Source organism: Pseudomonas saudiphocaensis (genome assembly GCF_000756775.1).
GTDB lineage: Bacteria > Pseudomonadota > Gammaproteobacteria > Pseudomonadales > Pseudomonadaceae > Stutzerimonas > Stutzerimonas saudiphocaensis.
On sequence record NZ_CCSF01000001.1, the window covers coordinates 1,135,162 to 1,157,277 of the forward strand.

Genomic DNA, 22,116 nt, shown 5'->3' on the forward strand with positions numbered 1-22,116 from the left:
CTTCAGCTTCTTAGCGAAAAGTTTCCTATTAGCCAGACCCGCGCAAGCGGATGAGAAGACCTTGAAATGGCCACTATCCACGTAGACGGCAAAGACTACGAAGTCGATGGGGCGGACAACCTGCTGCAGGCCTGTCTGTCACTCGGCCTTGATGTCCCCTATTTCTGCTGGCACCCAGCGCTCGGTAGCGTCGGTGCCTGCCGCCAGTGCGCGGTCAAGCAGTACAGCGACGAGAACGACACCCGTGGGCGCCTGGTCATGTCCTGCATGACGCCGGCCACCGACAACAGCTGGATCTCCATCGATGACGAGGAGGCCAAGGCCTTCCGTGCCAGCGTCGTCGAATGGCTGATGCTCAATCACCCACACGACTGTCCGGTGTGCGAGGAAGGCGGCCATTGCCACCTGCAGGACATGACGGTAATGACCGGCCACAATAAGCGCCGCTACCGTTTTACCAAGCGCACCCACCAGAATCAGGAACTCGGCCCGTTCATCGCCCACGAGATGAACCGCTGCATCGCCTGCTATCGATGTACCCGTTACTACAAGGACTACGCTGGCGGCACCGATCTGGGCGTGTTTGGTGCCCATGACAACGTGTATTTCGGGCGTGTCGAAGATGGCGTGCTGGAAAGCGAGTTCTCCGGCAACCTCACCGAGGTCTGCCCCACTGGTGTATTCACCGACAAGACCCACTCCGAGCGCTACAACCGCAAGTGGGACATGCAGTTTGCCCCCAGCATCTGCCACAGCTGCTCGCTGGGCTGCAACATCAGCCCCGGTGAACGCTACGGCGAGATTCGGCGCATCGAAAATCGCTTCAATGGCGAGGTGAATCACTATTTCCTCTGCGACCGCGGCCGTTTCGGCTACGGCTTCGTCAATCGCAAAGACCGCCCACGTCAGCCCCTGCTGGCCGGTGAAACGCTCGGCATCGACGCAGCACTCGACGCTGCCGCCGAACTGCTCGAGGGCAAGCGCCTGATCGGCATTGGCTCGCCACGTGCCAGCCTGGAGAGCAACCACGCGCTGCGCGAGCTGGTCGGCAAGGACAACTTCTACAGTGGCATCGCCGCCGGCGAGCTGGAGAACATCCTGCTGATTCGCGACATCCTGCGCGACGGCCCACTGCCGACGCCGACGCTGCGCGAAGTCGAAGAACATGATGCAGTCTTCGTCCTTGGCGAAGACCTTACCCAGACCGCCGCCCGCATGGCGCTGGCCCTGCGCCAGTCGGTCAAGGGTCGTGCCACCGAGATCGCTGCCGAGGCGAAGATTCCTGGCTGGCATCAGGCAGCGGTACAGAATATTTCCCAGGGTGCGCGTCATCCGCTGTTTATCGCCAGCCTGACCGCCACCCGTCTCGATGATGTCGCCGAAGAGTGCGTACATGCCGCTCCAGAAGATCTGGCCCGCCTCGGCTTTGCCGTGGCCCACGCCATTGATCCCAGCGCACCGGCTGTAGCCGATCTGGACGCCGAAGCTACGCAACTGACACAGCGCATCGCCGCCGCTCTGCTGGCCGGCAAGCGCCCGCTCATCGTCGCAGGCACGTCGCTCGGTTCGCGGGCATTGATCGAAGCGGCGGCGAACATCGCTCAAGCGCTGAAAAACCGCGAGAAAAACGCATCCATCAGCCTGATCGTGCCGGAAGCCAACAGCATGGGCCTGGCGCTGATGCTCGACGGCGAGACCCGCGATCACTCAGCGGACGCCGCCCTGCAAGCGCTCGAAGCAGGAAGCGCCAATGCCGTGCTGGTACTGGAAAACGACCTCTACCGCCGTGCCGAGCGCAGCCGTGTGGACGCGGCGTTGACTGCTGCCCAGTTGGTCATCGTCGCTGATCACCAGCACACGGATACCAGCGCCAGAGCCCATTTGGTATTGCCGGTGGCCAGCTTCGCCGAAGCCGACGGCACCCTGGTCAGTCAGGAAGGTCGGGCACAACGCTTCTTCCAGGTGTTCGAGCCCAGCTACTACGACAGCAAGATTCTCGTGCGCGAAGGCTGGCGCTGGCTGCATGCGCTGCAACGCACCCTGCAGAACAAGCCGGTGGATTGGATCGAACTGGATCAGGCCAGCGCCGCCTGCGCCGCTGCCAACCCGTCACTGGCGGCCATTGTCGATGCGGCGCCGCTGTCCTCGTTCCGCATCAAGGGCCTCAAGCTCGCACGTCAGCCGCTGCGCTACAGCGGTCGTACCGCCATGCGTGCCAATATCAGCGTGCATGAGCCGCGCCAGCCGCAGGACAAGGATTCACCCTTCGCCTTCTCCATGGAAGGCTATGGCGGCACGGCCGAGGATCGTCAGCAGATACCCTTTGCCTGGTCACCCGGCTGGAACTCGCCCCAGGCCTGGAACAAGCTTCAGGACGAGGTAGGCGGCCACCTTCGTGCCGGTGACCCCGGCATTCGCCTGATCGAGGCCGGTAACGCCGCGCAAACCTGGTTTGCGCCGAACCGCACAGCAGCATCCGTGCAGGGTCAATGGCAGGCAGTGCCGCTGTATCACCTGTTCGGCAGTGACGAAACCAGCGCACGCGCCGCACCGGTCCAGGAGCGAATTCCCGAGCCCTACGTCGCACTGGGCGAAGACGAGGCACAACGTCTTGGTCTTGCCGAGGGTGCTTCGCTTGGCTTTGAACTCAACGGTTACTCGCTGCGCCTGCCGTTGCGCATCCTGCCGGAACTGGCTGACGGCCTGGTTGGCCTGCCGGTCGGGCTAACCGGAATTCCCGCGCTGGTCGCCGGGGTTGCGGTCACCGAACTGAAGGAGATCACGGCATGAGCTGGCTGACGCCTGAAATCCTCGACGTGATCATCCAGGTGATCAAATCCCTCGTCATCATGGTTGCAGTGGTGGTCGCCGGCGCGCTGCTGAGCTTCGTCGAGCGCCGCCTGCTGGGCTGGTGGCAGGATCGCCACGGACCCAACCGGGTCGGGCCGTTCGGCATGTTCCAGCTGGCTGCCGACATGCTGAAGATGTTCTTCAAGGAGGACTGGAACCCGCCTTTCGCCGATCGTCTGATCTTCACCCTGGCGCCGGTGGTGGCAATGAGTTCGCTGCTGATCGCCTTCGCCATCGTGCCGATTACCCCGACCTGGGGCGTAGCCGATCTGAACATCGGCCTGCTGTTCTTCTTCGCCATGGCGGGGCTGACGGTTTACGCGGTGCTGTTCGCCGGCTGGGCCAGCAACAACAAATTCGCCCTGATCGGCGCCCTGCGCGCCTCGGCGCAGACGGTCTCCTACGAGGTGTTCCTCGGGCTGTCGCTGATGGGCATCGTCGCGCAGGTCGGCTCGTTCAACATGCGCGACATCGTCGAGTACCAGCAGCAGAACCTGTGGTTCATCATTCCGCAGTTCCTGGGCTTCTGTACCTTCTTTATCGCTGGTGTCGCGGTTACCCACCGCCATCCCTTCGACCAGCCGGAAGCCGAGCAGGAGATCGCCGACGGCTACCACGTCGAATATGCCGGGATGAAATGGGGCATGTTCTTCGTCGGCGAGTACATCGGTGTGGTGACCATCTCGGCGCTGCTGACCACGCTGTTCTTCGGCGGCTGGCACGGCCCGTTCCTCGACACGCTGCCGTGGCTGTCGTTCTTCTATTTCGCGATCAAGACCGGCTTTTTCATCATGATCTTCATCCTGCTGCGCGCATCGCTGCCCCGGCCGCGCTACGACCAGGTAATGGCCTTCGGCTGGAAGTTCTGTCTGCCACTGACCCTGATCAACCTGCTGGTGACCGGCGCGCTCGTGCTGGCCGCGGCCCAGTAAGGAGAAAACACGATGTTCAGATATATAGGCTCGGTACTGCACGGTACCTATACCCAGCTGCGCAGCCTGGTAATGGTTTTCAGCCATGGTTTTCGCAAGCGCGACACCCTGCAATACCCCGAGGAGCAGGTCTACCTGCCCCCACGCTACCGCGGCCGCATCGTCCTGACCCGCGATCCAGACGGCGAAGAACGCTGCGTAGCGTGCAACCTCTGCGCGGTGGCCTGTCCGGTGGGCTGCATCTCGCTGCAGAAGGCCGAGACCGACGAGGGCCGCTGGTATCCGGAATTTTTCCGCATCAATTTCTCACGCTGCATCTTCTGCGGCCTCTGCGAAGAAGCCTGCCCGACCAACGCCATCCAGCTCACACCGGATTTCGAGCTGGGTGAATACAAGCGCCAGGATCTGGTGTACGAAAAGGAAGACCTGCTGATCTCCGGCCCCGGCAAGTACCCGGACTACAACTTCTACCGCGTCTCGGGCCTGGCCATCGCTGGCAAGCCCAAGGGCGCGGCACAGAACGAAGCCGAGCCGATCAACGTCAAGGGGCTGCTGCCATGATCTTGTGTGCTTCGCTTTGCCCTGGCGCCATCGGCACGCCCAGCGGATATGCCGTGGGAGCGGGCCATGCCCGCGAAATAAATGGCCGCACCGATGTGCTGTCCCTGATCGCAGGCATGGCCTGCTCCTACAGCCTGAGGAGCCTGTGATGGAATTCGCTTTTTACTTCTCGTCCGGCGTGGCCGTAGTGTCCACGCTTCGGGTGGTCACCGGCAGCAATCCGGTGCATGCCCTGCTCTACCTGGTGATCTCCCTGCTGGCGGTGGCCATGTGCTTCTTTGCTCTAGGCGCGCCCTTCGCCGGAGCGCTGGAAATCATCGTCTACGCCGGCGCCATCATGGTGCTGTTCGTTTTCGTGGTGATGATGCTCAACCTTGGCCCAAGCACGGCTGCCCAGGAAAGCGCCTGGATGGCTCCACGCCTGTGGATCGGCCCGTCGCTGCTGGCGGCGGCCCTGCTCGCCCAGCTGCTGTACGCGCTGTTCGTCGAGCCCACCGGCGCGACGCTGGGGCACACCGAAGTCGATCCGAGGGAAGTCGGCACTGCCCTGTTCGGCCCCTATGTGCTGATCGTCGAGCTGTGCGCGCTGTTGCTGCTCGGCGCGCTGGTCGCGGCATTTCACCTGGGACGTCACGAGGCGAAGGAGTAACCCATGCACGCCATTCCCTTGGAACACGGCCTGGCCGTCGCCGCCCTGCTGTTCTGCCTGGGCCTGGTCGGCCTGATGGTGCGGCGCAACATCCTGTTCATGCTGATGAGCCTGGAAATCATGATGAACGCTGCCGGTCTGGCCTTCATCGTTGCTGGCAGCCGCTGGGGCCAGCCTGATGGGCAGATCATGTTCATTCTGGTGATCACTCTGGCTGCCGCCGAGGCGGCCGTCGGCCTGGCGATCCTGCTGCAGCTGTACCGCCGCTTCAACACCCTTGACGTCGATGCCGCAAGCGAGATGCACGGATGAATCTACTACTGCTCACCTTCATCTTCCCGCTGCTGGGCTATCTGCTGCTGGCCTTCTCCCGCGGGCGCCTGTCGGAAAACCTCGCCGCCACCATTGGCGTGGGTTCGATCGGCCTGTCGGCCCTGACCTGTGCCTGGATCATCTGGCAGTTTCACCTCGCGCCACCAGAGGGCGGCGTCTACACCCAGGTGCTCTGGCAATGGTTGAACGTCTCGGGCCTGCAGGCGGATTTCGGCCTGCACCTGGACGGCCTGTCACTGACCATGCTCGGTGTAGTGACCGGCGTGGGCTTCCTTATCCACCTGTTTGCCAGCTGGTACATGCGCGGTGAAGAAGGCTATTCGCGCTTCTTCGCCTACACCAACCTGTTTATCTTCAGCATGCTGCTGCTGGTACTGGGCGATAACCTGCTGCTGCTGTACTTCGGTTGGGAAGGCGTAGGGCTGTGCTCGTACCTGCTGATCGGCTTCTACTTCAAGGAACGCAAGAACGGCAATGCGGCGCTCAAGGCCTTTATCGTCACCCGAGTTGGCGACGTGCTGATGGCTTTCGGCCTGTTCATTCTGTTTGTCCAGCTCGGCACCTTGAATATCCCCGAACTGCTGGCCCTGGCACCGCAGAAATTCGCTGAAGGTGATCTCTGGATTACCCTGGCGACCCTGGCATTGCTGGGCGGCGCGGTGGGTAAATCCGCCCAACTGCCGCTGCAAACCTGGCTCGCCGACGCCATGGCCGGCCCGACGCCAGTCTCGGCGCTGATCCACGCGGCGACCATGGTCACCGCTGGCGTCTACCTGATCGCCCGCACCCACGGCCTGTTCCTGCTGGCCCCGGATGTACTGGAACTGGTGGGTATCGTCGGCGGCGTTACCCTGGTGCTGGCCGGCTTCGCCGCGCTGGTACAGACCGATATCAAGCGCGTCCTGGCCTACTCGACCATGAGCCAGATCGGCTACATGTTCCTCGCCCTGGGCGTCGGTGCATGGGACGCAGCGATCTTCCACCTAATGACCCACGCGTTCTTCAAGGCGCTACTGTTCCTCGCCTCTGGCAGCGTGATCCATGCCTGCCATCACGAGCAGAACATTTTCCGCATGGGTGGCCTGTGGAAGAAGCTGCCGCTGGCCTATGCCAGCTTCATCGTCGGTGGTGCCGCACTGGCCGCCTTGCCGCTGATCACCGCAGGCTTCTATTCCAAGGACGAGATCCTCTGGGAAGCCTTCGCCAGCGGCCACAGCGGCCTGCTCTACGCGGGGCTGGTCGGTGCCTTCCTGACCTCCCTGTACACCTTCCGCCTGATCTTCGTTGCCTTCCATGGCGAGGCTAAGAGCGAAGCCCACGCTGGCAAGGGGCTGGCGCATAACCTGCCGCTGCTGGTGCTGATCGTGCTGTCCACCTTCGTCGGCGCGCTGATCACGCCGCCGTTGGCCGGCGTGCTGCCGCAAAGCCTCGGCCATGCTGGCGGTGAAGGCCGGATGGCACTGGAGATTTCCTCAGGTGCCATTGCCTGTGCCGGCATTCTGCTCGCCGCGCTACTGTTCCTCGGCAAGCGCAGCCTGGTCACAGCGATTGCCCAGAGCGCACCGGGACGCCTGCTGAGTGCCTGGTGGTTCGCCGCCTGGGGCTTCGACTGGCTCTACGACAAGCTCTTTGTGCAGCCCTACCTATTGCTTTGCCGCCTGCTTTCACGTGACCCGATCGATGCCGGCATCGGCGTGATTCCGCGCACCGCGCGCGGCAGTCATGCCCTGCTGAGCCGCACCGAGACCGGCCAGCTGCGCTGGTACGCGCTCTCCATCGTTGGCGGAGCCGTGCTGCTGCTCGGCATCGTTCTGCTCTAACTGCTCAAGGATTCCATATCGTGATTTTGCCCTGGCTAATCCTGATTCCCTTTATCGGCGGCTTGCTCTGCTGGGTAGTCGAGCACTTCGACCAGACCCTGCCGCGCTGGATCGCCCTGTTCACCATGGGCCTGCTGCTGGCTCTGGGCCTATGGCTGTGGAGTACCGGCGACTACAGCCTGGCGCCCTCGCCCGAGTCGGCTTCGAGCTGGGCGCTGGAGTTCAAGCACGTCTGGATCGAGCGCTTCGGCATCAACCTGCACCTGGCGCTGGACGGCCTGTCGCTATTGATGATCCTGCTCACCGGCCTGCTGGGCATCCTCTCGGTGCTCTGCTCGTGGAAGGAAATCCAGCGCCACGTCGGCTTCTTCCACCTCAACCTGATGTGGATTCTGGGTGGCGTGGTCGGCGTGTTCCTGGCACTGGACCTGTTCCTGTTCTTCTTCTTCTGGGAAATGATGCTGGTGCCGATGTATTTCCTCATCGCGCTCTGGGGTCACAGCGCCGAGGGCAAGCGCTCGCGGATCAACGCCGCCACCAAGTTCTTCATCTACACCCAGGCCAGCGGCCTGATCATGCTGGTGGCGATTCTCGGCCTGGTACTGGTGAATTACCACAACACCGGCGTGCTGACCTTCGACTACGAGCTGCTGCTCAACGCCGAGCTGAATCCGGCCATCGAATGGCTGCTGATGCTGGGCTTCTTCATCGCCTTTGCGGTGAAGTTTCCCATCGTTCCGTTCCATTCCTGGCTGCCGGACGCCCACGCCCAGGCGCCCACCGCCGGCTCCGTGGACCTGGCCGGCATTCTGCTTAAAACCGCCGCCTACGGCATGATTCGCTTTGCCCTGCCACTGTTCCCCAACGCTTCGGTGGAGTTCGCCCCGATCGCCATGGCGCTGGGCCTGGTCGGTATTTTCTATGGTGCGTTCCTGGCCTTCTCCCAGACCGACATCAAACGCCTGGTGGCCTATTCGAGCATCTCGCACATGGGCTTCGTGCTGATCGGCATCTACTCCGGCAGCGAGCTGGCCTTGCAGGGTGCCGTGGTGCTGATGCTCGCCCACGGTATCTCCGCTGCCGCGCTGTTTATCCTCTGCGGCCAGCTCTATGAGCGCCTGCATACCCGCAATATGCGAGAGATGGGCGGCCTCTGGTCATGCCTGCCATGGTTGCCGGCATTGAGTCTGTTCTTCGCCGCCGCCTCGCTGGGCCTGCCTGGCACCGGCAATTTCGTCGGCGAGTTCGTAGTCCTGTTCGGTGCCTTCGGTCAGTGGCCATGGATCGTGGTGATCGCCACCTTCGGATTGGTGTTCTCCTCCGTCTACTCGCTGATCATGATCCACCGCGCGCATTTCGGCCCGAGTCGTATCGAAGGCACCCTGGCAGGCCTGGATGCCCGTGAGATCGGCATGATCCTGTTACTGGCGGTGCTGCTGATCCTGCTTGGTGTCTATCCGCAGCCGGTCTTTGACGCCTCGCTGGCGACCACAAGCGGCGTGCAGCAGTGGATCGACGCCGCGCTCTCTTCTTTCGCTTCAGTCCGGTAGTCGCACCATGGAATTCACTCAACAACATTTCATCGCCCTGCTGCCGTTGCTGATCATCAGCACCACCATCGTCGTGGTGATGCTGGCGCTGGCCTGGCGGCGCAACCATGAGCAGAGCTTTATCCTCAGTGCCGTCGGCGTAGCCCTGGCGCTGCTGTCGATTCCGGTGGCGCAGCAATCGGGGGGGCTGGAGTTCACCTCGCAACTGCGGCTGGACGACTTTGCCTACCTCTATAGCGCGCTGATTCTGGTGGCGACCCTGGCTTGCGTGACTCTGGCCCACGCCTATCTCGGCGAAAGCTCATCCGGCAAGGGCTATCCCGGCAACCGCGAAGAGCTGTACCTGTTGATGCTGCTTTCGGCCGCTGGCGGCCTGGTGCTGGTCAGTGCGCAGCACCTGGCCAGTCTGTTTATCGGTCTGGAACTGCTCTCGCTGCCGGTCTACGCGCTGGTGGCCTATGCCTTCTCCAACAAGCGCTCTTTGGAAGCCGGCATCAAGTACCTGGTGCTCTCTGCCGCCGGTAGTGCCTTTCTGCTGTTCGGCATGGCGCTGCTCTATGCCGAGTCCGGCAGCCTGCTGTTCAGCGAAATCGGCACCAGCCTGGCCAGCCAGGGGTCCTCACCGCTGGTGCAGGCCGGTATCGGCATGATGCTGGTCGGCCTGGCCTTCAAACTGTCGCTTGTGCCGTTTCACCTGTGGACGCCGGACGTCTATGAAGGCGCGCCTGCTCCCGTTGCCGCCTGGCTCGCTACCGCCAGCAAGGTCGCGGTGTTCGTGGTGCTGCTGCGGCTTTATCAGCTTTCCCCGGCAACCGCTGGCGGCTGGCTGGAAGCAGCCCTGAGCCTGATCGCCATTGTCTCGATCCTTGTCGGCAACCTGCTGGCGCTGAGCCAGAGCAACCTCAAGCGCCTGCTGGGTTACTCGTCCATCGCCCACTTTGGCTATCTGCTGGTGGCACTGATCGCCAGCGATGGCCTGGCAGTCGAGGCCATTGGGGTCTACCTGGTGGCCTACGTGCTGACCAGCCTGGGTGCCTTCGGCGTCATCACCCTGATGTCCAGCCCCTACAAGGAACGCGATGCCGATGCGCTATACGAGTATCGCGGCCTGTTCTGGCGCCGGCCCTACCTCACCGCGGTGATGACGGTGATGATGCTGTCACTGGCCGGCATTCCGCTGACGGCAGGCTTTATCGGCAAGTTCTATGTGATTGCCTCGGGCGTGCAGTCGCAGCTGTGGTGGCTATTGGGCGCGCTGATCATTGGTAGCGCCATCGGCCTGTACTACTACCTGCGGGTGATGGTCACCCTGTACCTGCTGGAACCGGGCCTGCGCCGCCATGATGCGCCGTTGAACTGGGGACAACATGCCGGAGGAATCATGCTGCTGGGTGTCGCTGTGCTGGTGTTTCTGCTCGGCGTTTATCCGCAGCCGCTGTTGGAGATGGTGCTACAGGCGGGACTTGCCGCAAGCTGAGCCAACGCCAGCAAACAGAACGCCCCGCATGTCGGGGCATTTTGCTTTCGCTATCACACACGCCCAGCCATGGGTTGATGACGCTTGATCGCCGTGTCGCGAAGCAACTGGCCACGGACCTAAGAGAACAATTCTTCCCTGCTTGTCAAACACAGTCTCGGCCACGCCGAAACCCACGAACAATCCGTCGTCTTCGCTGCGGCACAAAAAAGCCCGCATCATTCGATGCGGGCTTTTTGACCCAAACGGCTAAGAGCCGATTACGCCGGTGCGGTCACGCTTACCAGCTTCTGCGGCTTGATCAGGAAGCGGGCCAGGGCCGGCAACAACCAGATTGCCCCCACCATGTTCCAAAGGAACATGAACGTCAGCATCAGGCCCATGTCAGCCTGGAACTTGATCGCCGAGAAGACCCAGGTGAAGACGCCGATCGCCAGGCACACGCCCGTGAACATGACAGCCTTGCCGGTCGATTTCAGTGTCTGGTAATAGGCTTCCTGCAACGTCATGCCCTGACGCAGATAGGTTTCGAGGCGGCTGTAGATATAGATGCCGTAGTCCACGCCAATCCCTACACCCAGCGCGATCACCGGCAAAGTCGCCACCTTCACCCCAATCCCCATATAGGCCATCAACGCATTGCCCAGAATGGATGTCAGCACCAACGGCAGGATGATGCAGAGTGTGGCCGCAACCGACCGGAAGGTCAGCAGGCACATGAAGCTCACCGCCGCATAAACGGCAATCAGCATCGTGGTTTCCGATGACGCGATGACCTCGTTGGTGGCCGCCTCGATACCGGCGTTGCCGGCAGCCAGGACGAATTCCAGCCCTTCGCGGTTATTCGCCTCGGCAAATTCGCTGGCAGCTGCGACCACGTGTTCCAGAGTTTCTGCTTTATGGTCGTTGAGGAACACCAGCACCGGCGCCAGCGAGCAATCGCTGTTGTACATGCCTTCGGCACGCGCGATGGAGTTGTTGAGCACGAACTGGTTGCGCGACAGCGTCTCCCATTTCAGGCTGCCTTCGTTCATGCCTTTGATGCTCTGGCGGGCGACAGTCACCATCGATACCGCCGACTGCACACCTGCGGTGTTCTCCATCTTCCACATCAGCTCGTCCATGGCTGCGAGAGTGTCGTAATGGGCACAGCCTTCGGGGGCGGTCTTGACCATGATCACCAGCACATCGGAGCTGGTCGAATAGTTGTTGATGACGAAATCGTTGTCCTGGTTATAGCGCGAATCGGGACGCAGTTCAGGAGCACCCTGATCGAGGTCACCAATTTTCAGATTCTGGCCGTACCAGAGCCCACCACCCACCGCAATCAATGCGATCACGATGGAGATCGGCGCGACCACCGGGTTCGCGAAATGGGAGAGCAGGCGCCAGAACGGATGCTCGCGGGAAGCTTCCTCGCGCGCGTGCTTGACCGAGCGCTGGCTGATGCCCAGATAGGAAATTGCCACCGGAAGCAGAATCAGGTTGGTCAGGATGATCACTGCCACGCCCAGAGAGGCGCCGATAGCCAGCTCGCGGATCACACCGATATCGATCAGCAGCAACGTCACGAAACCCACGGCATCGGAAGCCAGTGCCACCATGCCGGGTACGAACAATTGGCGGAACGCCAGGCGCGCCGCGATCAGGGGGTCATCGGTTTCGCCCGATGCCATGGCGATACCGTTGATTTTCTGCACGCCGTGGGAAATGCCGATGGCAAAGACCAGGAACGGCACCAGCATCGAATAGGGGTCCAGGCCGAAACCCAGGGTATGCAGCAGGCCAAGCTGCCATGCAACGGCGATCAGCGTCGTTACCACCACCGCCACGGTACTCTTCAGGCAACGGGTGAACCACAGCAACAGCACCAGCGTGATGCCGATCGCGACGAAGAAGAACAGCGCGACGCCCACCAGCCCATCAATCAGATCGCCCACCTTCTTGGCGAAGCCGATGATGTGGATTTCCACGTTGGGATTCTGCGCTTCGTACTTGTCGCGGATTTTCTCTTCCAGCTCGTGGGAGAACTTCTGATAGTCGAGCGTGATCTGCTTGCTGCGATCCTCGGGGTCCGAGTAGGACTCCATCAACGGTACATCAATGATGCTCGACTTGAAGTTGTTGGCCACCAGCCGACCGACTTGCCCCGACTTGAGCACGTTGTTACGCAGCTCCTCGAGGCTCTCGCCCGATCCGTCATAGGTCTGGGGGATTACCTCACCCCCGGCGAAGCCCTGTTCTGTCACCTCGGTCCAGCGAACGCTGGGGCTCCACAGTGACTTCATGTTCGAGCGGTCGACACCCTGGATGTAAAACACTTCGTCATGGATCTGGCGAAGCGTTTCCATATACTCCTGCGAGAAGATATCGCCGTCCTTGGCGGCAACGGATATCCGCACCGTATTCCCGAGGTTGGCGAGGTCATCGCGGTGCGCGAGCATGTTCTGAATATAAGAATGCCCCAGCGGAATCATCTTCTCGAAGCTGGTCGAAGGCCGTACCTGGGCAGCCTGGTAAAACAGAAATACGCTGATCAACAGGCAGATCAGGATCACCGCCGGCCGATTGTTGAATACCAGACGCTCCAATACGGACGCCGGCTTCTGTTGGTGCTGGGTCATGGCTGCTCCGGCTTATTATTTTCATTGGACAGATTTGCGCCCGAGGACGAAGCAGTGACCACGCCACTCTGCCCCACCAGGAGCAGATTGCCGTGCGCGTTGGCTACCACTCCAGACAGAGAGCGACGATCAGGGCGGCTGTAGATTTGGAAGGAGCGCCCATGATTCTCGCTGCTCAACACCACGCCGCCGTGGCCGACAATCACCATGCGGCCATCATCGAGCAGATTACCGTCGGCCAGTCCGGCTTCCAGCGGGTTATCGCTGCTTCCCAGCACAATCGTTTCCCAGCTGTCGCCGAAGTCGGTCGAACGGAACAGATGCCCGCGCAGTCCGAAGGCAACGACAAGCCCCGCCTCATTGCCGCTGATTACACCGAACAGCGAACCCTGATAAGGCGACTCGACTCGCTCCCAGCTCTGCCCCATGTCTGCAGAGCGGAACATGCCTCCCATTTCCCCGACGATGAACAGGCCGGAGTCTTTGATCGCGGTGATTGCGTTCAGGTGATAGGTATCTTCATTGTCCAGCCGGTCCGCGATGTCATCCCAGCTTTGGCCGCCGTCATGGGTTTCCAGCAGCAACCCGTAAGCACCAACCGCAAGCCCATGCTCGGCATTCTCGAACCAGACATCCAGCAGAGGCACTTCCAATTCGCGATCCTCGTACTGGCGCACCCAGGTTTCTCCACCATCGGTGGTCGCGAGAATCAGCGCATCGTGGCCGACAGCCCAGCCATGCTTGGAATCAGTGAAGTAGACGGCGGTCAGCAGCTGCCGGGTCGGCACCTTCGCTTGAACCCAGCTGGCGCCCTCGTCATCGGAGTAGAGAATGTGGCCTCGATCTCCCGCCGCTACCAGGCGTGACCCTGCATGAGTTATGTCGAGAAGCAGACTGGAAGCCGCTTTGCGGGACTCGATGGAATAGCGAATCTGGGGATCGTTAGCCTGCGCCTGGAGCGCAACACCGCCTTGTAGCACGGCGAGCAGACTAAACAGGGACAGCACACGGATAAAAGGCGAGACGCGGTTGCGCTTCGGTCTCCAGGACATGACGGGCACAGGCCCGGTTTGGCCGCGCCGGAGGACGGGCTCACTCATAACTATCCCCTTTGTTCTTATTAGCAAGGGCCCGAATATGATGACGGGCGCGGCCATCCTAGCCAGCTTTGGAAAGCACTTACAATCCGAGGGACGTTATGTTTTGTTAACTCCAGAAGGCTGATCACAGTCCTGTGATCAGCCTTGATTACCACACTGGATCGAACACCTGGACCCGGAGACCAGGCAGCTCCGGGACGCCCGTTAGAGACTCAGGCGAGGCTCTTGCTTACCACTTCATAAACATCGCTGGACAACTCACCGGAGGCCAGGATGCGCTCCAGCTCGGCCTTCATCAGCGCCTGGCGGCCGCTGTCGTACTTGCGCCAGCGGGTCAACGGTCCCAGCAGCCGAGAGGCGATCTGCGGGTTCATGGCGTTGAGTGCGATGACCTGATCGGCCAGGAAGCGATAGCCGGCGCCGTCTGCGCGGTGGAAGTTGACCAGATTCTGGCCGGCGAAGGCCCCAATCAGCGCGCGTACCTTGTTGGGGTTCTTCAGAGTGAAGGCCGGATGCTGCATCAGCGTCTGCACTCGCTCCAGGCCGCCGGACAGCGGGCTGGCCGCCTGTACGCTGAACCACTGGTCCATCACCAGCGGATTGTCGCTGAACTGCTCGGCGAACGACTGCAGCGCCAGTGCACGCTTGTCCTCGAACGGTGAATTGATCAGCGAGGCCAGTGCCGACAGGCGTTCGGTCATGTTGTCAGCGGTATCGAACTGATCCAGACACAGCGCCAGGATGTCCGAACGCTCGCTGAGCATCAGATAGGCAAGCGCAATGTTCTGCAGCGCGCGACGGGCGAAATGCTCTGCCGATGCCACATAAGGGGTCTGCCGGGACACTTCACGATGGGTCATGTAGCGCTGGTAAAGCGGCTCGAATAGACGGCTGGCCAGCTCACGCCGGGCGAACTCACGGGCGGCATGAATGGCATCGACATCGGCTACTTCGCTGATTTCGGTCAGGTACAACTCACTGGGCAGCGAGAGCATTTCAGCGACCATCGCCGGGTCGAGGGTTTCGTCCTGCAGCAGGCTGCGCAGCGCCATGGTCAGGCGCTCATCCATTGCCAGCGGCTCGCCACGCTGTTGCTGACCGATCAGCTCCAGCAACACCTGCACGGAGAGCTGTTGGCCGGCCTCCCAGCGATTGAAGCCATCGGAGTCATGCTGCATGAGAAACATCAGCTGATCGCGGCTGTACGGGAACTCGAGCTTCACCGGTGCGGAGAAGCCGCGCAGCAGCGAAGGCAACGGACGCTCGTCGAGCTCGACGAAAGTAAAGCTCTGCTCGGCCTCGGTCACTGCCAACACGCGGCTGGTGCCAACCGGCGCAGCCTCGCCGTGCAGGCGCAGCGGCAGCTCGCGGCCGTCCGCAGCCAGTAGACCCAGCTCCACCGGAATGACGAAGGGCTCCTTGCTGTTCTGGCCGGGTGTCGGCGGGCAGCTCTGGCGGAACGTCAGGGTGTAGGTGCGCGCGGCCTCGTCATAACGCTCACTGACCGCCAGCCGTGGTGTACCGGCCTGGCTGTACCAACGTTTGAACTGGCCAAGATCAGCGTCGTTGGCGTCTTCCATGGCCTTGACGAAGTCATCCACCGTGACGGCCTGGCCATCATGACGTTCGAAGTACAGATCGCTGCCCTTGCGGAAGCCCTCCTTGCCCAACAGCGTCTGAATCATCCGCACCACTTCGGCGCCCTTCTCGTAGACGGTCAGGGTGTAGAAGTTGGAGATTTCCATGTAGGACTCGGGGCGCACCGAGTGGGCCATGGGGCCGGCATCTTCAGCGAACTGGTGGGTGCGCAGATAAGCCACGTCCTCGATGCGCTTGACGGTCGCCGAGTTCATATCGGCGCTGAACTGTGCGTCGCGCAGGACGGTGAAGCCCTCCTTGAGCGACAGCTGGAACCAGTCGCGACAGGTCACGCGGTTACCCGACCAGTTGTGGAAATACTCGTGGGCAACAATGGCCTCAACGCGCTGATGAGCGGCATCGGTGGCGGTTTCAGCATGGGCCAATACGGCGCTGGAGTTGAAGATATTGAGACCTTTGTTCTCCATCGCGCCCATGTTGAAGTCATTGACTGCGACGATCATGAAGATATCCAGATCGTACTCGCGGCCATAGGCCTCTTCGTCCCACTTCATCGACCGTTTCAGGCTATCCATGGCGTGCTGACACTTGTCGAGATTTTCCGGCTCGACGTAGATCCGCAGCGCGACTTCACGGCCACTCATGGTGGTGAAGCTGTCCTCGACGCACCATAGGTCGCCGGCCACCAGCGCAAAGAGATAGGCAGGCTTGCGGAACGGGTCTTCCCAGGTCACCCAATGCCGCCCATCGTCTTCGCTGCCGCTGGCAATCGGGTTGCCGTTGGACAACAGGATCGGATAGCGCTGCTTCTCGGCGCTGACCGTGGTGGTGAAGGTGCTCATCACATCCGGACGGTCGAGGTACCAGGTGATCTTGCGAAAGCCCTCGGCCTCGCACTGGGTGCAGAACATCTTGCCGGACTTGTAGAGGCCTTCCAGAGCGGTGTTGGTTTCCGGGTGGATGACCACGCTGCTGTCCAGAGTGAAGCGCTCGCTGTCGGGTTGCAGCGTCAGGGACTCTTCGCCGAGCTGGTAGTCGCCGGCGGCCAGCTGACGGTCATTGAGCGCCAGCGACACCAGCTCCAGATCCTGCCCATGCAATTCCAGCGGCGGCAGGCCGGCGCCGGCTTCAGGGTTGCGGCGCATCACCAACTGGGCGTGAACCAAAGTGCGGTCTTCGTACAGTTCGAAGGTCAGGTGGGTTTCATCGATCAGGTACGCCGGCACCTGATAATCCTTGAGATGAATGACTTTCGGTTGTTCGGTACGCATGGGAACTGGCCTCTTTGTGGCAGCTGCAAGCGACGGGCTTCAGCTGCGGGAAGAATGACGTCGGCTTGAAGCTTAGGGCATGCAACTGATGGAGAGTTGATACGCAGTGAACTTGCGAATATTGATCACCCCCGTATCGAGGATCAGATATTGACCCTTGATGCCCTTCAGTGTGCCCTCTACTACGGGGGTCTTTTCCAGATCGAGGCTGACGATCTTGGTCGGATAAGCCTCCACCGGATAACGAATCTCCAGCACTTCGGCATCCGCAATCGGCTGTACTGCCTGCAGACCGAAGCGCTGCTGCAAGGCCTGCAGGCCTTCGGCGCAGGCATCGAAAATCTGTTCGCGGGTCTGGACCAGGTCCATCGCCTCGGCATCGCCCTTGAGCAGCGCGCGCCAGTTGGTACGGTCGGTCACCTGGCTGCGCAGCAGGTCTTCCACCAGGCCTGACTGCTGGCGCGTGGCGACACGCATGATAGGCAAGGCCTGACTGGCGCCCTGATCAAGCCAGCGCGTCGGCAACTGCGTAGCGCGGGTGATGCCCACTTTGATGCCGGAGGAGTTAGCCAAGTAGACCACATGGTCGGTCATGCAGAACTCAGTGCCCCACTGAGGATCGCGGCAGGTGCCGGAATCGTGGTGGCACTTCTCCGGGCTCATGATGCAAATGTCGCACTGCGGCAGCTTCTTGAAGCACGGGTAGCAATAACCCTGGCTGAAGCTCTTGTTGGTCTTGCGCCCGCAATGGGTGCAGTTGATCGCGCCCAGATATTCGAGCCGCAGGGTCTTGCCGATCAGTGGATTGACCGGGACCTGCTCCTCATTCAGGCGAAAGGAGTACTGCGCCGGCTCACCGAGCTGCACGGACATCTTGCTCAGCGCACCGCGTCCTAATTCCAGCATCAGTGACGGGTCCCGGAAGCGGGAGCGAACAGGCTGGTATCAATGGGCGCCGAGTTCTTGCTTTTGGAGCCGCACTCCTGGCCACCCAAGTAGCCGGTACGCTGCTCCTCGGGGAGGTTCTGCATTTCCCAGGCGATCATCGCCGCCAGGCAAGTTTCTTTCTGCTCGACGGTCAGCTTGCGACCATCGCCCCACTTGCCGAGCTCTACGGCCTGCTTGAGGTTTTCGTAGATTTCGGGGGTGATGTTTTCGATGGCTTCGATAAAGGACGACATGGCCTGCTCCCGTGAAAAATGCCCATTCTAGCGGAACTGGGCAATGGAAGCTGGAAGCCCGCCGTACACGAGATGCCAACACCGCCCTGGCAAGCTTCGGGCCGCGCTGAAAAACGCGTTAGCCGCAAGCGACTTTTGAGACTGTTAACCACGCATTGCCAGTGCAGGTGGTTTTCAACGACCTGCTAGCGCTTGCGCGCCAGCAATCCACCCGCCACACCAGTGACGCATCCCACCACCAGCCCGCCAACGTGGGCCGCATTGGCGATGGCCAGGGTACCGAAGCTAAGCACTTCGATGGCACCAGTCAGGCACACCACCAGCCAGATTAGCATCAGCACCACCACTCCTGATGGCAGGCGATAGGCCTCATTCGGGGCCAGTTTCTGGAACAACCAGCAGTGCCCCAACAGCCCGTAAAGCACACCGGACAAGCCACCAAAAATGCCGGGGCCACCAAAGACATATTGGCTGGCGTTGGACACCAGCGCGAAGACCAGTGTCAACCCGAGCAGCATCAGCGCACCCTGGCGCGCCTCGATGCGCCGTCCCAGCTCCCAGTACCACATGGAGTTCATCGCCAGATGCAGAAAGCCGAAGTGAACGAAAATCGGCGTGATCAGCCGCCACCACTGATTGCTCGCCAGGGTCTGTTCCAGCGTGGCGAAATAGGCGTATTCGCCCTCGATGTGAAAATCGCTGAAATTGAGCCAGCGGATGGCGGCGAAGTTGTCACCCAGTAGCGTGACAGCTGCCATCACCAGCGTGAGCAGCAGCATCGTGGCGGTCAGCGGGCTGCGTTTGAGCGTCGCCATAAAGCCTGTGCGGGAACTTGGCGCTTGCTCCAGCACCACTGACTGGTCGCCCTGGGGATAGCGCTGGTAGAGCTCGCGCACCTGCTCGGCTGCCTGCTCCGGTACCCGCAAGACCTGCTCGCCCGCTTCTTCACTGACCCGGCAAGGCACCTGCAATCGCTGCAGCAAGGCAACAAAACCGCTCAAATCAACCGACAACGGCAGGCGCAAGGCCTCGACCACGATCATCTAGCGCTCCACATCTACCCAGAAAAATTTCGCCGGATCCAGCAGGGTTTCCTGGTCGAGCCGATAAGCCACCAGCTTGTCGTTCTTCACCGCGCTGTAGTCCAGGCAAGCCAGGTTATGACGGATCGGCGCCGGGCGTCCGCTGCGCCAATAGTGACCGACGAACAACAGCGGCTCATCGGGGCCATAAAGGAACAGGCGACTCTTCTGACTCTCGCTAAGCGGCAGACAGGCCGCCTGCTCCGGCAGAGCGTCGGGCTGGAAGACGATATCGCCGTAGGTCCTGGGGTTCTCTTCCCAGAATTTGGTACGGAAGAAATTGCGTGTAAAGCCCTCTTCGCTGACCAACGTCAGGCCATCCGGAAGCGGCATGTCGGTGCCACGCAGCAGGCGGTCCAGTGCCTTGGCGGCGAACCCTTGGGGAAATGCTGCTTCGCGCAGGAACCGGGCATCCAAGCGACCGTCCGGCAGACGCTGGTTCAGTTGCTCGATCACTGCGCTGTCCCAGCAGGCATGCACTACGCGAAAGCGCTCATTGTGCAGGTACAGCGGCAACTCCATGAACCACTCGCGAAACGCCCGCCATTCCTCCGGATAGCGCTCAAATTGGCGGAAAGTCTCCTGCAACAGCGTGGCGTAGCGCGGTGTGTGCTCGCGCACATAGGTTTTGCCGCTTTCCGGCGGTGCTTCGGCATACCAGCCCAGCGCATTGAATTCATGGTTGCCCATGATGCAGTGGGCCTGCCCTGCATCGACCATGTCATGCACCATATGCAGCGCCTCGCGGATGCGCGGCCCGCGGTCGATGATGTCGCCGAGAAAGATTACCTGCCGGCGCTTGTGCCGCCAGACGCCGCCCTGTTGCCGATAGCCCAGCTGATCAAGCAGACGGGCCAGGGTACGGGCGCAACCGTGTACGTCCCCGATAAGGTCGTAGCTACGGTCCGGATCGACAATCACTATTCGCCTCCACCGAGGCGACTGCCCCAGCCCAGCTTGGTGCGGCAGACCTCGTAGTAGTTGTGACCCAACGGATGGATCAGATGCAGCTTCTGCGGCTTCTTGCGTACCGTAACGGTGTCGCCGGGGGCACAAGTGAAATGATTCTGGCCATCGCACGAAACCTGCGGGTAGATCTGCATGTTCGGCGATACCACGATCTTCAGTTCGCTGTTGCCATCCACCACGATGGGCCGGCTGGACAGCGTATGCGGGTACATCGGCACGATGACGATGGCGTCCAGGCGCGGATGCATGATCGGCCCGCCAGCGGACAGCGCGTAGGCCGTGGAGCCAGTGGGCGTGGCCACGATCAGGCCGTCGGCCTTCTGCGAACAGACGAACTGGCCATCGATGTATAGCTCGAACTCGATCATCCGTGTGGACTTGCCCGGATGCAGCACTACGTCGTTGAGCGCGTCACCCTCGCCAATGGACTCCTCTAAGCGCCGTACCTGGGCCTCGAGCAGAAAGCGATTCTCCAGCGTGTACTGTCCGCTGAGCACTTCCGCCACTTTCTCTTCCAGCTCGTCAGGGCGGATATCGGTGAGAAAGCCCAGGCTGCCCCGGTTGATGCCCAGTACCGGCACACGGTGTTTGGCCATGGCCCGTGCTGCACCGAGCAGGCTGCCATCGCCACCTACCACGATCACCAGATCGCAGCATTCGCCCAGGCGGTGACGTGAGGCGACCTGCATGCCGTGCCCAGGCAGCACCTCGGCAATGTTCTCTTCGAGAATCACGTGCAGGTGGCGCTCCACGAGAAATCTCTTCAGGCGGCGAATGGTATCCAGCACCTGGGAGCTGCCCAGGCGGCCGATGATGCCGATATTGCGGAACTGGTCCATTGAGGTTCCCTGAGACGTAACGGTAATGGCGGGCTGCTTGCGCCGCACTGCAGGCGGATGATTATGGGTGAAAGGCCGAGGGGGCGGCAAACGGACCTTGGAGTCTGCTGAAAGTGCGCACAGGGTGTCGGAGGACCCGTCGGGCCCAACCCGTTAGCGTCTTTCCTCCGTCTGGTCTACGGGCTTTATCGCAACAACGCGGCTTACTCTGAAACCTAAACAGCCCCCTGGGCTATGCTTGCTGCATGAACCTGCCCTGCCTCGACTTACTGCTGACCCAGCTCCAGCATCCGCCGGTGCGGGATCTCGCCTGGGCATTGCTATCGCAGCCGCTGCTAAGCGATGCGCCTGCGCCGCAACGGCACCCGCTGACGGCGAGTCGCTGGGCCAGCAATCCCGACGAGCTGGCCGACTGGTTGCGCCTGCTGGACATCAAACCGGCAGTCCTTGATACCTGGCTGGAACAACGCAGCAATCGTCGGCTGGGGCTGTATTACGAACGCCTCTGGCAGTTCGCGCTGAGCCAGGCACCGGATATAGACCTGTTGAAAGCCAACCTGCCGATCCGCCAGGACGGCCAGACCCTTGGCGAACTCGATTTGATCTTCCGCGACGCCGCTGGCGTCCATCATCTTGAACTGGCGGTGAAGTTTTACCTTGGCCTGGAGCATGGCGACCGCAGCCGGCACGATCACTGGCTCGGCCCCGGCGGCCATGACCGACTGGACATCAAGCTGCAACGCACCTGCGGGCATCAATTGCAACTGAGCTCCAGCCCTTTTGCCCGGAGTATCCTCAGCGAACTCACCAGCGCTGAAATTTACAGTGCCTTCTGGCTCGGCGGTTACCTTTTCCAGCCCTGGCGCGATGGTGGGGCATCGCCGGCGGGAGCCAACCCCAAACATCTGCGTGGCCACTGGCTTCGCAGACAGGACTGGTCTGCCTACAACAGCCAGCCATCGCCGAACCATGCGCCAGCGCGCTGGCAGCCGCTGGCCCGCTCGGCCTGGCTGGCACCGGCACGCCTACCAACTGCCGCCGTCTGGCAAATTTCGGATTTCGACAACTGGGTCGGCAGCGCTCCTGCCCGCCCCCAGCCATGGCTGCTGGTGCGCCTGGAGCCAGATGCCGAAGGGTACTGGTCAGAGCGGGAGCGGGTGTTTCTGGTACCGGATGAGTGGCCTGCTGCAACTGATTGACCAGATTCGTTCATCCGACTGCCATGTACCTGCTGCATAATTGCGCGCGAGAAGCAGACGGTCGAAAAGCAAGTTTCCGA

18 protein-coding genes are annotated in these 22,116 nt (G+C 61.4%); 10 read left to right on the forward strand and 8 right to left on the reverse strand.

The genetic code is table 11. The features are described from left to right. The first annotated feature begins 66 nt into the window (after positions 1–66). The 9 genes from nuoG to nuoN are packed head-to-tail and all read left to right on the forward strand — an operon-like array spanning position 67 to position 10,172. A complete protein-coding gene (nuoG, locus tag BN1079_RS05370) occupies positions 67–2,790 on the forward strand; it encodes an NADH-quinone oxidoreductase subunit NuoG (protein WP_037022880.1) in 2,724 nt (907 codons plus the stop codon). Beyond that, positions 2,787–3,782 (forward strand): NADH-quinone oxidoreductase subunit NuoH, encoded by a 996-nt coding sequence (nuoH, locus tag BN1079_RS05375; RefSeq protein WP_037022881.1) that lies wholly within the window; start codon positions 2,787–2,789, stop codon positions 3,780–3,782. Before nuoG ends, nuoH begins: the two co-directional genes overlap by 4 nt. 12 nt (positions 3,783–3,794) lie before the next feature. Next, complete coding sequence (gene nuoI, locus BN1079_RS05380) at positions 3,795–4,343, forward strand: NADH-quinone oxidoreductase subunit NuoI (RefSeq protein WP_037022882.1); 549 nt, start codon at positions 3,795–3,797, stop codon at positions 4,341–4,343. After that, entirely contained in the window at positions 4,340–4,492 is a 153-nt protein-coding gene (locus tag BN1079_RS17700; protein WP_171819287.1) for a hypothetical protein, read from the forward strand. Before nuoI ends, BN1079_RS17700 begins: the two co-directional genes overlap by 4 nt. Continuing rightward, positions 4,492–4,992, forward strand: coding sequence for an NADH-quinone oxidoreductase subunit J (gene nuoJ, locus BN1079_RS05385; protein WP_037022884.1), 501 nt, complete (start codon positions 4,492–4,494; stop codon positions 4,990–4,992). Before BN1079_RS17700 ends, nuoJ begins: the two co-directional genes overlap by 1 nt. 3 nt (positions 4,993–4,995) lie before the next feature. Beyond that, positions 4,996–5,304: an NADH-quinone oxidoreductase subunit NuoK gene (nuoK, locus tag BN1079_RS05390; protein ID WP_037022885.1), complete on the forward strand. Its 309-nt coding sequence runs from the start codon at positions 4,996–4,998 to the stop codon at positions 5,302–5,304. Beyond that, complete coding sequence (nuoL, locus tag BN1079_RS05395) at positions 5,301–7,145, forward strand: NADH-quinone oxidoreductase subunit L (RefSeq protein WP_037022887.1); 1,845 nt, start codon at positions 5,301–5,303, stop codon at positions 7,143–7,145. Before nuoK ends, nuoL begins: the two co-directional genes overlap by 4 nt. A gap of 20 nt (positions 7,146–7,165) precedes the next feature. Continuing rightward, positions 7,166–8,695 carry an NADH-quinone oxidoreductase subunit M gene (gene nuoM / locus BN1079_RS05400; protein ID WP_037022888.1) on the forward strand — a complete coding sequence of 510 codons (1,530 nt, stop codon included), beginning with the start codon at positions 7,166–7,168 and terminating at the stop codon, positions 8,693–8,695. 7 nt (positions 8,696–8,702) lie between these two features. Continuing rightward, positions 8,703–10,172 (forward strand): NADH-quinone oxidoreductase subunit NuoN, encoded by a 1,470-nt coding sequence (nuoN, locus tag BN1079_RS05405; RefSeq protein WP_037022889.1) that lies wholly within the window; start codon positions 8,703–8,705, stop codon positions 10,170–10,172. Positions 10,173–10,432: 260 nt separating this feature from the next. Here the strand turns inward: nuoN and BN1079_RS05410 are convergent, their stop codons facing one another. From BN1079_RS05410 to BN1079_RS05445, 8 genes are all read right to left on the reverse strand, one after another. Beyond that, entirely contained in the window at positions 10,433–12,796 is a 2,364-nt protein-coding gene (locus BN1079_RS05410; RefSeq protein ID WP_037022890.1) for an efflux RND transporter permease subunit, read from the reverse strand. Further along, positions 12,793–13,848: a WD40/YVTN/BNR-like repeat-containing protein gene (locus BN1079_RS05415; protein WP_074436824.1), complete on the reverse strand. Its 1,056-nt coding sequence runs from the start codon at positions 13,846–13,848 to the stop codon at positions 12,793–12,795. Before BN1079_RS05415 ends, BN1079_RS05410 begins: the two co-directional genes overlap by 4 nt. A 260-nt stretch (positions 13,849–14,108) precedes the next feature. Beyond that, positions 14,109–16,766 (reverse strand): aminopeptidase N, encoded by a 2,658-nt coding sequence (pepN, locus tag BN1079_RS05420; RefSeq protein ID WP_037022893.1) that lies wholly within the window; start codon positions 16,764–16,766, stop codon positions 14,109–14,111. Between the two features lie 72 nt (positions 16,767–16,838). After that, complete coding sequence (locus BN1079_RS05425; protein WP_037022895.1) at positions 16,839–17,672, reverse strand: DUF2797 domain-containing protein; 834 nt, start codon at positions 17,670–17,672, stop codon at positions 16,839–16,841. Continuing rightward, positions 17,672–17,947: a YeaC family protein gene (locus tag BN1079_RS05430; protein WP_037022897.1), complete on the reverse strand. Its 276-nt coding sequence runs from the start codon at positions 17,945–17,947 to the stop codon at positions 17,672–17,674. The genes BN1079_RS05425 and BN1079_RS05430 overlap by 1 nt, the downstream gene beginning before the upstream one ends. Positions 17,948–18,132: 185 nt before the next feature. Beyond that, positions 18,133–18,990, reverse strand: coding sequence for a rhomboid family intramembrane serine protease (locus tag BN1079_RS05435; protein ID WP_037022898.1), 858 nt, complete (start codon positions 18,988–18,990; stop codon positions 18,133–18,135). After that, entirely contained in the window at positions 18,991–19,950 is a 960-nt protein-coding gene (locus tag BN1079_RS05440) for a metallophosphoesterase (protein ID WP_037022899.1), read from the reverse strand. Continuing rightward, positions 19,950–20,837, reverse strand: a complete 888-nt coding sequence (locus BN1079_RS05445) for an NAD(+) kinase (RefSeq protein WP_037022900.1) — start codon at positions 20,835–20,837, stop codon at positions 19,950–19,952. The genes BN1079_RS05440 and BN1079_RS05445 overlap by 1 nt, the downstream gene beginning before the upstream one ends. Before the next feature lie 245 nt (positions 20,838–21,082). Between BN1079_RS05445 and BN1079_RS05450 the strand changes: the two genes are divergently transcribed. Continuing rightward, on the forward strand, positions 21,083–22,036 hold the full coding sequence (locus BN1079_RS05450) for a DUF1853 family protein (RefSeq protein ID WP_037022901.1): 954 nt from the start codon (positions 21,083–21,085) through the stop codon (positions 22,034–22,036). Positions 22,037–22,116 lie beyond the last annotated feature (80 nt).

Coding starts and splice junctions, on each gene's coding strand:
- BN1079_RS05435 (WP_037022898.1), bottom strand. CDS start 18,990: ATGATCGTGGTCGAGGCCTTGCGCCTGCCGTTGTCGGTTGATTTGAGC.
- BN1079_RS17700 (WP_171819287.1), top strand. CDS start 4,340: ATGATCTTGTGTGCTTCGCTTTGCCCTGGCGCCATCGGCACGCCCAGC.
- BN1079_RS05415 (WP_074436824.1), bottom strand. CDS start 13,848: ATGTCCTGGAGACCGAAGCGCAACCGCGTCTCGCCTTTTATCCGTGTG.
- BN1079_RS05410 (WP_037022890.1), bottom strand. CDS start 12,796: ATGACCCAGCACCAACAGAAGCCGGCGTCCGTATTGGAGCGTCTGGTA.
- BN1079_RS05450 (WP_037022901.1), top strand. CDS start 21,083: ATGAACCTGCCCTGCCTCGACTTACTGCTGACCCAGCTCCAGCATCCG.
- nuoG (WP_037022880.1), top strand. CDS start 67: ATGGCCACTATCCACGTAGACGGCAAAGACTACGAAGTCGATGGGGCG.
- nuoJ (WP_037022884.1), top strand. CDS start 4,492: ATGGAATTCGCTTTTTACTTCTCGTCCGGCGTGGCCGTAGTGTCCACG.
- BN1079_RS05445 (WP_037022900.1), bottom strand. CDS start 20,837: ATGGACCAGTTCCGCAATATCGGCATCATCGGCCGCCTGGGCAGCTCC.
- nuoN (WP_037022889.1), top strand. CDS start 8,703: ATGGAATTCACTCAACAACATTTCATCGCCCTGCTGCCGTTGCTGATC.
- nuoL (WP_037022887.1), top strand. CDS start 5,301: ATGAATCTACTACTGCTCACCTTCATCTTCCCGCTGCTGGGCTATCTG.
- nuoI (WP_037022882.1), top strand. CDS start 3,795: ATGTTCAGATATATAGGCTCGGTACTGCACGGTACCTATACCCAGCTG.
- BN1079_RS05425 (WP_037022895.1), bottom strand. CDS start 17,672: ATGCTGGAATTAGGACGCGGTGCGCTGAGCAAGATGTCCGTGCAGCTC.
- BN1079_RS05430 (WP_037022897.1), bottom strand. CDS start 17,947: ATGTCGTCCTTTATCGAAGCCATCGAAAACATCACCCCCGAAATCTAC.
- pepN (WP_037022893.1), bottom strand. CDS start 16,766: ATGCGTACCGAACAACCGAAAGTCATTCATCTCAAGGATTATCAGGTG.
- nuoH (WP_037022881.1), top strand. CDS start 2,787: ATGAGCTGGCTGACGCCTGAAATCCTCGACGTGATCATCCAGGTGATC.
- nuoK (WP_037022885.1), top strand. CDS start 4,996: ATGCACGCCATTCCCTTGGAACACGGCCTGGCCGTCGCCGCCCTGCTG.